At 71.4% G+C, this 10,392-nt stretch carries 7 protein-coding genes and 1 pseudogene; 3 read left to right on the forward strand and 5 right to left on the reverse strand.

Annotation, left to right across the window (positions count from 1 at the left end; genetic code table 11):
- Positions 1-21 precede the first annotated feature (21 nt).
- The 5 genes and pseudogenes from ABD269_RS34300 to ABD269_RS34320 all read right to left on the reverse strand — a co-directional run bounded on the left by ABD269_RS34300 (position 22) and on the right by ABD269_RS34320 (position 6,819).
- Positions 22-1,065 carry an SMP-30/gluconolactonase/LRE family protein gene (locus ABD269_RS34300; RefSeq protein WP_344124450.1) on the reverse strand — a complete coding sequence of 348 codons (1,044 nt, stop codon included), beginning with the start codon at positions 1,063-1,065 and terminating at the stop codon, positions 22-24.
- Positions 1,066-1,101: 36 nt separating this feature from the next.
- Positions 1,102-2,502, reverse strand: a pseudogene (locus ABD269_RS34305) (alkaline phosphatase family protein); the annotation flags it as partial.
- Positions 2,503-2,631: 129 nt separating this feature from the next.
- Entirely contained in the window at positions 2,632-3,084 is a 453-nt protein-coding gene (locus ABD269_RS34310; RefSeq protein WP_344124429.1) for a MarR family winged helix-turn-helix transcriptional regulator, read from the reverse strand.
- Positions 3,081-4,814, reverse strand: a complete 1,734-nt coding sequence (locus tag ABD269_RS34315) for an MFS transporter (RefSeq protein WP_344124431.1) — start codon at positions 4,812-4,814, stop codon at positions 3,081-3,083. The genes ABD269_RS34310 and ABD269_RS34315 overlap by 4 nt, the downstream gene beginning before the upstream one ends.
- Before the next feature lie 133 nt (positions 4,815-4,947).
- Positions 4,948-6,819, reverse strand: a complete 1,872-nt coding sequence (locus ABD269_RS34320; protein ID WP_344124434.1) for a glycoside hydrolase family 15 protein — start codon at positions 6,817-6,819, stop codon at positions 4,948-4,950.
- Positions 6,820-7,177: 358 nt separating this feature from the next.
- On the opposite strand from ABD269_RS34320, the gene kdpF reads away from it, so the two are divergent.
- The 3 genes from kdpF to kdpB all read left to right on the forward strand — a co-directional run.
- On the forward strand, positions 7,178-7,267 hold the full coding sequence (gene kdpF / locus ABD269_RS34325) for a K(+)-transporting ATPase subunit F (protein WP_344124437.1): 90 nt from the start codon (positions 7,178-7,180) through the stop codon (positions 7,265-7,267).
- A complete protein-coding gene (kdpA, locus tag ABD269_RS34330; RefSeq protein ID WP_344124439.1) occupies positions 7,267-8,931 on the forward strand; it encodes a potassium-transporting ATPase subunit KdpA in 1,665 nt (554 codons plus the stop codon). Before kdpF ends, kdpA begins: the two co-directional genes overlap by 1 nt.
- A partial coding sequence (kdpB, locus tag ABD269_RS34335) for a potassium-transporting ATPase subunit KdpB (RefSeq protein WP_344124441.1) occupies positions 8,931-10,392 on the forward strand: 1,462 nt, incomplete at its 3' end. The genes kdpA and kdpB, both read left to right, overlap by 1 nt.

Consider the following 10,392-nt stretch of genomic DNA (forward strand, 5'->3'; position numbering starts at 1 on the left):
GCGGCCCCCGCGGGTGCCGGTTCAGGCGACCGCCAGCCCGCTGGGTGAGGTCGCCAGGCCCAGCGGGGTGCTGCCGACGACCTTCAAGGTCTTCGCGTCGATCGCCTCGAGGGTGCTGGAGGCGTTCGTGGACACCCAGACGGTGTCGCCGACCGCGATGACGGCGGTCGGAATGTGCTTCACCCGCACGGTGGCGATCCGCTTGCCGGTGGCGTCGAGCACGGTGACGGTGTCGTCGTTGGCGCAGGTGACGTAGACGCGTGTGCCGTCCGGACTGACCGCGACCTGCCAGGGGTTCCTGCCGACGCGGACCCGTTCGCCGACCCGCAGGGTGCGGCCGTCGATGACCGACAGGGTGTTCTGCCGGGTGTCGGCCACGTAGACGCGTCTGCCGTCGGGGTGCACCGCGACGCCGCCCGCCCGGCCCAGGCCCGCCAGGGTCCGTCTGGTGCCGCCGTCCTCGGTGTCGAGGACGGACAGGCCGTCGGTGCAGGTGACGTAGAGGGTCCTGCCGTCGGGGCCCGGTGCGACGCAGCGCGGGGCGAGGCCGGTCCGCCAGGTGTCGCAGACCTTGTCGGCCGCGGTGTCGATCACCGACAGGGACCGCGACCCGTCGGGGCCGGGGTCCGGGCCGGTGTCGGCCACGTAGACGTACGCGCCGTCGGGTGCCGTCGCCACGCCGTGCGGGTAGACGCCGACGGTGACGGCGGTGACGATGCGGCCCTTGGTGGTGTCGAACACCGAGACGTCGCCCGCCCCGGAGTTGCTGATGTAGAGCTTGCGGCCGTCGGGGGTCCGGGCGATGCCGAAGGGGTTGATCCCCGCGTCGACGCTCGCGACCAGGGTGTGGGCCTGAGGATCGACGACGGAGATGGTGTTGCTGACGATCCCCGCCGCGTAGACGTGCGTGCCGGTGAGGGGGCCCGTCTTCGGGGCGGAGTCCTGGATGCCGGGGAAGTTCGTACCGGCGGTGCCGTGCGGGAAGTCGCCCTTGTGGGTGGTGTCGTTCTCGATGATGCGGCTTCTGGCGTACGGGCGGGAGCCGCCCTGCGCGCCCGGTCCCACAGGCGCCGCGGTGGCCGGGCCGCGGGCCGCCCGGGAGTCCTGGTGCGGCGGGCTCTGGTCCGCGCCCGGGAACGCGGCCGGCGGCAGGGTGGCGACGTCGTGCTCCGCTCTCCACAACTCGTCCCTGGTGCCGGGCAGTTCCGGGAAGGGCCGGGGGCTCGGGAGGCCGAGTGCCGAGGTGAGGTCGCCGAAGGCCTTGCGTCTCCAGGCGCTGATGTTGGGCTCGCGCACTCCGGTGACCACTTCCAGGAACCGCAGGACCGAGGTGTGGTCGAAGGGCTCGCTCGCCACGAAGCCGCCCTGGGTCCAGGGCGAGACGATGAAGCACGGCACGCGGATGCCGCCGCCGATCGGGAGGCCGCCGACGAACTCGTCCGCGGTGCCCGGGGGCGGCATCGGCGGTACGACGTGGTCGAACAGCCCGTCGTTCTCGTCGTAGTTGACAATGAAGACGGTCTTTCGCCAGACGTCCGGGTTCGCGGCGACCGCGTCCAGCTGCTGTGCGAGGAAGTCGGCACCGGACGCCGGGAGGTAGTCGGGGTGCTCGCACTGCGGGGAGGTCGGGATGATCCAGGAGACGGTGGGCAGGCGGCCCTCGCGGGCGTCGCGCGCGAACTGGTCCGCCGGGGCGATCGTCAGGCCGTGTTCGTAGAGCGGGTCGCCGGGCGAGGCGTCCTGGAAGGACTTGAAGAACTCCAGCGGATTGCAGCCGTAGTCGTCCTCCTGCTGGTACACGTGCCAGGAGACGCCCGCCTTGGTCAGGCGCTCGGGGTAGGTCGTCCAGCGGTACGGCTCCGGGATCACATTGCTGATGATGGGTCCGCCGAACCGGCCGCCCGGGTCGACCGTGCCGGTCCAGTGGTAGAGCCGGTTGGGCCAGGTCGGCCCGAGGACGGAGCAGTGGTACGCGTCGCAGAGCGTGAAGGACTCGGCGAGCGCGAAGTGGAAGGGGATGTCGTCGCGTTCGTAGTAGCCCATGGTGTACGGGCCGTGCTGCTCGCCGTCGGCCTTGCGGTGCGCGGGGACCCAGTTGTCCATCCGGCCGCCGTTCACCGCCGCGTGCTGCACCTTCCAGGCGTGGCTGGTGGACGGGATGGCCTGGGAGCTCGTGGTGAGGGTGTCGAGGTGGAACGGGAGGAGGTAGCCGTCGGGGTTGGCCGGGTCCGGCTGGTAGAAGACCGGGCGGCCGCCTGGCAGGGTCACCGCGTGCGGGTCGTCGAACCCGCGCACCCCGCGCATGGTGCCGAAGTAGTGGTCGAAGGAGCGGTTCTCCTGCATCAGGATCACCACGTGCTCGATGTCGCGCAGGCCCCCGGGGTCCCGGACCGGCTCCGCGATCGCGCGCCGCAGGTTCGGCGGCAGCAAGGACGCCGCGGCGGTGAGTCCGCCGATTCCCAGCGCCGATCCGAGCAGTCGCCGACGGGAGAGCTCAGTCATGGTCCACCTCGGTGCCGAAGGGAGGGAACGCGCGCCAGCACACACCATGCGGCCCCCGGGCACAAGGGAGAACACGCTTCCCATAGGTCCCCCGGCGGCAATTCGGCCGGAAGACAGCGGGGTTCGGCGCTACCGTGGGCGGTCCGCCGCCCGGCCCAGCAGGAGCTCCAGTACGCCGACGGCCGAACGGAGCGTCTCACGCTGTTCGTCGGTGAGGCACGCGATGCGTCCGGCCAGCAGCTCCGAGCGCTCCCGGCGCAGCCTGGCGAGCAGCTCACGCCCCTCGGGGGTGACGGTGACCAGGTGGGAGCGCCGGTCCTTCGGGTCGCGCTGCTTGGCGACCAGGCCCTTGCGCGTCAGGACGGCGAGGGTGCGGGTCATCGAGGGCGCGGCCACGGACTCCCTGGCGGCCAGCGCCCCGAGGCGCAGCGGGCCGTGCTCCTCGGTCCTGGCCAGGGCGGACAGCTGCGAGAAGGTGAGGTCCTGGCCGCTGGACGCCTGGGCCATCTGCCGGTAGAGGCGGGCGATGACCAGCCGCAGCCGGGTGACTTCGGCCGCTTGCGCGTCCGGGGGCGAGGTCACGGCTTCGATGCCTCCTTCGTGTGCCGGCCGCGGATCAGCGACGCGGCGGCCGCCACCAGGGACATCACGATGGCGAGGGAGAACACCACGACGAGGCCGTCGTGGAAGGGGCCGGCGATCAGGTGGGGGAAGAACTGCCGCCCGGTGAGGGTCGCTTGGTGGTCCGCCGGGAGCTGCGCGAGGACGTGCGGGCCCAGCAGCTGGCGGATCGGGTTGTAGCCGAGGAAGGCGGCGAAGAGCGTGCCGACGGGCGGCAGGGAGGCGATGGAGTGCGCGGAGGCGGGCGGTACGCCCTGCGCGGTGAGGCCGGAGCCGAGGGAACCCGGGAGCGAGCCGGCCAGCCCGGCCACCATCAGGGAGAAGAAGATGCCGATGGAGAGCACCATGCCGGCGTTCTGGAAGGTGGCGCGCATCCCGGAGGCGGCGCCCCGGGCGTCGGCGGGCACGCTCGACATGATGACCGAGGTGTTCGGCGCGGCGAACAGCCCGCCGCCGAGCCCGTTGAGGAAGACCAGCAGGGCGAACGCCCAGTAGGCGAAGTCGGTCGGCAGGAAGAGCAGCCCGGCGAAGGACACGGCCATGACGACGAAGCCCGCGGCCGCGAACGGCCGGGCCCCGAAGCGGTCGGAGAGGTGTCCGGCCAGGGGGGCGGCGGCGAGGAAGCCCACGGTCAGCGGTATCAGGTAGATGCCCGACCACAGCGGGGTGTCGGCGTAGTCGTAGCCGTGCAGGGGCAGCCAGATCCCCTGGAGCCAGATGATCAGCATGAACTGCAGACCGCCGCGGGCGATCGAGCCGAGGAGCGCCGCGGCGTTGCCGCCCGCGAAGGCCGCGTCGCGGAAGAGCCGGAGCGCGAACATGGGCTCGGCGACGCGGGTTTCGACCAGGCAGAAGGCGACCAGCAGCAGGGCCCCGCCGATCAGCCCGGCCAGCACCCAGGGGTTCGTCCAGCCCATGGTGTGGCCCCCGTAGGGCTGGATGCCGTAGGTGATGCCCGCCAGCAGCGCGGTGAGGCCGAACCCGAAGGTGACGTTGCCCCACCAGTCGACGCGGGCGCGCCGCCGCACTCCGCTCTCGTGCAGGGAGCGGTAGGCCCAGACGGTCCCGAACAGGCCGATCGGCACATTCACCCAGAAGATGCTGCGCCAGTCCCACTCGGCCAGCAGGCCGCCGAGCACCAGGCCGATGAAGGAGCCTGCGATGCCGGCCACCATGTTGACCCCCAGTGCCATGCCGCGCCGGTGGGCCGGGAACGCGTCGGTGATGATGGCCGCGGAGTTGGCCATCAGCATGGCGCCGCCGACCGCCTGGACCACGCGCCAGCCGATCAGCCACAGCGCCCCGGCCCCGCCGTGCAGCGGATCGACCGAGAGGATCACCGAGGTCACGGTAAAGACCAGGAATCCGGCGTTGTAGATCCGCACGCGCCCCCAGATGTCGCCCATCCGCCCGAGCGACACCACCAGCACGGCCGTGATGAGCATGTAGCCCATCAGCATCCACAGCAGATAGCTGACATTCCCCGGTTTCAGGGGGTCGAGCCGGATGCCGTTGAAGATCGCGGGCAGTGAGATCAGCACGATGGAGGCGTTGATCGTCGCGATCAGCGTGCCCAGCGTGGTGTTGGAGAGCGCCACCCACTTGTAGCGCGGATGCTCCGTGTCGAGCCACTGCGCGTGCCCTGCCCCGCGCTGTTCCGTCCCGTTCTCCGTCCCGTTCCTCGCGGTCATGACAGGCCGCCTCCCGCCCCCGAGATACTTAGCCTTTGTCAACTAATTATCCCGCGGCGCGCCGCGGCCGTCCATGTGAAAAACCTGTGTATCCGCAGGCCGGAGCGGAGCCCAGGGCTCCGCTCGCCGGCCGTCAGCCCGTGTCCCAGTTCCGGGCGGCCACTCCTCGGTGGGCGCTGACGGCGCGGTCGAGGTTGGTGGCGGCGCTGATCAGGGCGAGGTGGGTGAAGGCCTGCGGGAAGTTGCCCAGGGCCTCGCCCGCGGGGCCGATCTCCTCGGCGTAGAGGCCCACGTGGTTGGCGTGCGAGATCATCTTCTCGAAGATGTAGCGGGCCTCGCCGACCCGCCCGGCGCGGGCCAGGGCCTCGACGTACCAGAAGGAGCACAGGTTGAACGTGCCCTCCTGGCCGGACAGTCCGTCGGAGCCGTCCGACTGGTAACGGTGCACGAGGCTGTCGCTGACGAGCTCGTCGGAGATGCGGCGCACGGTGGAAAGGAACCGCGGGTCCTTGGGCCCGGTGAACTTCACCAGCGGCATCACCAGCAGCGAGGCGTCGAGCACGGAGCTGTCCGGGTACTGGCAGTACGCCCCGAGGTCCGGCGCGTAGCAGTGTTCCTGGACGTAGCGGTAGGCAGCGGCGGCGGTGTCGCGCCAGCGCTCGATCGGGGCGGGCATGCCGCGGTGGCGGGCGATGCGGATCGCCCGCTCGAAGGCAACCCACGTCATCAGCGCGGAGTAGGTGAAGCGCTGCCGGCCGCCGCGGGTCTCCCAGATCCCGTCGTCCGGGTCCTCCCAGTGCTTCTCCAGCCATTCCAGCTGCCGGGCCAGCGCCTCCCACAGCTCATAGGAGATGGGCTCGCCGTGCTTGTTGTAGAGGTACACGGAGTCCATCAGCTCGCCGTGGATGTCGAGTTGGACCTGCTGGGCGGCGGCGTTGCCGATGCGGACCGGGCGGGCGCCGCAGTAGCCCGACAGGTGGCCGAGCACGGTCTCGGGCAGGTCGGGCCTGCCGTCGATGCCGTACAGCACCTGCAGACCGGTGCCCGGCGGGGCGTCCGCGCAGCGCTGGTGCAGCCAGTCGACGAACGCGGCGGCCTCCTCGGTGAAGCCCAGGCGCATCAGCGCGTAGAGGGTGAAGGCCGCGTCGCGGATCCAGGTGTAGCGGTAGTCCCAGTTGCGGCCGCCGCCGGGGGACTCGGGCAGTGATGTGGTGGCCGCGGCGACGAGGGCGCCGGTGGGCTGGTAGACGAGGAGTTTCAGGGCGAGCGCCGAGCGTTCGACCATTTCCCGGTAGCGGCCCTGGTAGTGGGAGTGGCGCAGCCAGCCGTCCCAGTAGCGCAGGGTGTCGTAGAGCAGCCGGGTCGCCTCGACGCAGCCGATGGGCCGCAGGGCGTCCCCGCCGAGGGTGCCGTCGCCGTCCCACTGGACCGCGAGCTCCAGCGACTGCCCGGCGTCCAGGGTCACGGTCGCGCGGGCCGCGCCGTCATCGGCGCGCAGGGGGACGGACGAGCGCAGCGCCAGGCCCCCGGCGGAGCTGGCGAAGACGGCTCCCGCGCCCTCCACCACGGTCACCTCGTGCGGGGCGCGGGCGTAGTCGAACGCCGGGCGGCAGTACACGTCGACGGTGGCCCGGCCGCGCAGCACGCGCACCTGCCGGACGATCTGCCGGATGCCCGCGGCCGGGCAGGACTCGTGGTCGGGCACCATGAAGTCGTACAGCTCCGCGACCGACTGCTGGGCCAGGAACCGGGTCAGCAGCACGTTGGAGTCCGGCATGTACAGCTGCTTGGTGTGTTCCACCTCGCGGACCGCGACGGAGAACGTGCCGCCGTGCTCGGCGTCGAGGAGGGAGCCGAAGACCGAGGGCGCGTCGAAGCGCGGCAGACAGCACCAGTCGATCGTGCCGTCGACCCCCACGAGCGCCACCGTGTGCAGGTCGCCGATGATCCCGTGGTCCTCGATCGGCAGGTAGGCGGAGCGCTGCGATCCGGCTTCGTGCTTCATCTGTCCCTCCTCGCCGGGACACCACCCACCACACCACCCGTTATACCTCCGCCACGGCGCGACCGCTCAGGGCGGCCGCACCGGCCGGGTGGGCGGCGGGCGTGATGTCGCGCGCCACGGAACGGGATTCACGTACCGCGATTCCGCAAATACCGTGAGTGCCCGACGCCTGGCGTGTTCCTCAGCCGCATCACCGATATCCGCCGTTAACGTGATCCCCGCGCGGTCACCTCGCGCCCCACAGCCCCCACGCCTTGAATCAACGGGGTGTATCGCCCATGGCGGACCTGGCATTCATCGGTCTCACCGTCGTCGCGTTCGTCCTCCTCCACCTGGCGGTCAAGGGGGTCGAGCGGCTGTGAGCGTGGAAAACATCGTGGGACTGGTCGTGGCCGTGTGCCTGGTGGTCTATCTGGTGCTCTGCCTGCTCTTCCCCGAGAGATTCTGATGAACGGGACCCTCGCGGGCTGGCTGCAGATCCTCGCCCTCGTCGGAGCGCTCGCGCTCTCCCACCGCCCCCTGGGCGACCACATCGCCCGCTGCCTGACCACGACCCGGCACCTGCGCCCCGAGCGGCTCGCCTACCGCGCGGGCGGTGTCGGCGCGGACGCCGAACAGACGTGGGCCGCCTATCTCCGCAGCATGCTGGCGTTCTCGCTGGTCTCGATGGTGTTCCTCTACGTGTTCCAGCGCGTGCAGAACCACCTGCTGCTGTCGCTGGGCATGAAGCCCGTCCCGCCCGACCAGGCGTTCGACATCGCGGCCTCGTTCGTCACCAACACCGACTGGCAGTCGTACTCGGGCGAGCAGACCATGGGCCACCTGGTGCAGATGGCCGGTCTGGCCGTGCAGAACTTCGTCTCGGCGGCCGTGGGGATCGCGGTCGCCGCGGCCCTGATCCGTGGGTTCACCCGCGAGCGGACCGACCGCGTCGGCAATTTCTGGGTCGATCTGACCCGCGTCGTCCTGCGCGTCCTGCTCCCGCTCTCCTTCGTCTTCGCGATCGCCCTGGTGGCCGCCGGGGTGATCCAGAACTTCCACGGCGTCCGGACGGTCGTCACGATCGCCGGTGGCCACCAGGGCATCACCGGCGGCCCGGTCGCCTCGCAGGAGGCCATCAAGGAACTGGGCACCAACGGCGGCGGCTTCTACAACGCCAACTCCGCGCACCCGTTCGAGAATCCCACCGCCTTCACCAATCTCCTGGAGACCTATCTGCTGCTGGTGATCCCCTTCGCGCTGCCCCGCACCTTCGGCACGATGGTCGGGGACCGGCGGCAGGGGTACGCGGTCCTGGCCGTCATGGGACTGGTCTGGGCGGCCTCGGTGGCCGTCGTGACGGCGAACGAGCTGCACAGCGTGAGCAGTTCGGCGGACCACGCGGCCGGCGGGATGCTGGAGGGCAAGGAGCAGCGCCTGGGGATCTGGGCCTCGGCGCTGTTCGCCGCGTCCACCACGCTCACCTCGTGCGGCGCGGCCGACTCCGCCCACGACTCGTACACACCGGGTGGCGGTGGTCTGCTGATCTTCAACATGATGCTCGGTGAGATCGCTCCCGGCGGCACCGGCTCCGGCTTGTACGGCATCCTGGTCCTCGCGGTCGTCGCCGTGTTCGTGGCCGGGCTGATGGTGGGCCGTACGCCCGAGTACCTGGGCAAGAAGCTCGGCGGCCGGGAGATGAAGTTCGCGTCGCTGTACATCCTCACCACGCCGGCCGTCGTCCTGGTCGGTTCGGGCATCGCGATGGCGCTGCCCGGGGAGCGGGCGGCGATGGCCAACCCCGGGCCGCACGGCTTCTCGGAGGTGCTCTACGCCTTCACCTCGGCGGCCAACAACAACGGCTCCGCCTTCGCGGGGCTGCAGGCGAACACCGTCTGGTACAACACGGGACTCGGCCTGGCGATGATCTTCGGCCGCTTCCTGCCGATGGTGTTCGTCCTGGCCCTGGCCGGGGCCCTGGCCCGGCAGCGCCCGGTTCCGGTCACGGCGGGCACGCTGCCCACCCACCGGCCGCAGTTCGTCGGTCTGCTGACCGGGGTGGTCATCGTCGTCGTGGGCCTGACCTACTTCCCGGCGCTGGCGCTGGGGCCGCTCGCGGAAGGACTGCGCTGATGTCCACCGCCACTCCGGTCCCCTCCCCCGCCTCTCCCGAGGGCGGCCCGTCCACCCGGCGCAGGCCCCACCGGGTCTCCGGCGGCCTCCTGGACCGCGGGCAGCTCGTGACCGCCTTGCCCGGCGCCCTGCGCAAGCTCGATCCGCGTCTGATGGTCCACAACCCGGTCATGTTCGTCGTCGAGACCGGGGCGGTCCTCACCACCCTGTCGGCGCTGAAGGACCCCGGCGTCTTCCCCTGGGTGATCGCCGTCTGGCTCTGGCTGACCACGGTGTTCGCCAACCTCGCCGAGGCGGTGGCCGAGGGGCGCGGCAAGGCCCAGGCGGAGACCCTGCGCCGGACCCGCACCCGGACGACGGCACGGCGCCTCACCGACTGGCGGCCGGGGGCGGGCGACGTCCACGTGGAGGAGGTGCCGGCCGCGGAGCTGCGGCTGGGCGATCGCGTCCTCGTCGAGGCCGGGCAGATCATCCCCGGTGACGGCGATGTCGTCGAGGGCGTCGCGAGTGTCGACGAGTCCGCGATCACGGGTGAGTCGGCCCCGGTCATCCGCGAGTCCGGCGGTGACCGGTCGGCGGTCACGGGCGGCACGAAGGTGCTCTCCGACCGCATCGTCGTCAAGATCACCTCCAGGCCGGGCGAGACCTTCATCGACCGGATGATCGCGCTGGTGGAGGGCGCGGCCCGGCAGCGGACGCCGAACGAGATCGCGCTGAACATCCTGCTCGCCTCGCTGACCATCGTGTTCCTGATCGCGGTCGTCACCCTCCAGCCGTTCGCGGTCTTCGCGGGTGCCGAGCAGAGCATCGTCGTCCTGGTCGCCCTCGTGGTCGCCCTCATCCCGACCACCATCGGCGCGCTGCTCTCGGCGATCGGCATCGCCGGCATGGACCGTCTGGTCCAGCGCAACGTCCTGGCCATGTCCGGCCGTGCCGTCGAGGCCGCGGGCGACGTCAACACCCTCCTCCTCGACAAGACGGGGACCATCACGCTCGGCAACCGCCAGGCCGCCGAGTTCCTCCCCGCCGGCCGGGTGGGCGTCGATGAACTCGCCGACGCGGCCCAGCTGTCCTCGCTCGCGGACGAGACGCCCGAGGGCCGCTCGATCGTCGTCCTCGCGAAGGAGAGGTACGCCCTGCGGGCCCGCACGGAAGGGGAGTTGGCGCGGGCCACGTTCGTCCCCTTCTCCGCGCAGACCCGCATGAGCGGGGTCGACGTGGGCGGGCGCCGCGTCCGCAAGGGTGCGGCGGGCGCCGTCACCGGGTGGGTGACGGCGGCCGGCGGCGAGGTGGGCGACGAGGTGCACGAGAGCGTCGGGCGGATCTCGCAGAGCGGCGGCACCCCGCTGGTGGTGGCGGTCCACGACCGCGACGGCGCGCGCGTCCTGGGTGTCGTCCACCTCAAGGATGTCGTCAAGGAGGGCATGCGGGAGCGGTTCGACGAGCTGCGCCGCATGGGCA

Source organism: Streptomyces blastmyceticus, assembly GCF_039521185.1.
Classification (GTDB): Bacteria; Actinomycetota; Actinomycetes; order Streptomycetales; family Streptomycetaceae; genus Streptomyces; species Streptomyces blastmyceticus.

Excerpts from the sequence above, each read along its gene's own strand:
- ABD269_RS34315 (WP_344124431.1), bottom strand. The coding sequence starts at position 4,814 with ATGACCGCGAGGAACGGGACGGAGAACGGGACGGAACAGCGCGGGGCA.
- ABD269_RS34320 (WP_344124434.1), bottom strand. The coding sequence starts at position 6,819 with ATGAAGCACGAAGCCGGATCGCAGCGCTCCGCCTACCTGCCGATCGAG.
- kdpA (WP_344124439.1), top strand. The coding sequence starts at position 7,267 with ATGAACGGGACCCTCGCGGGCTGGCTGCAGATCCTCGCCCTCGTCGGA.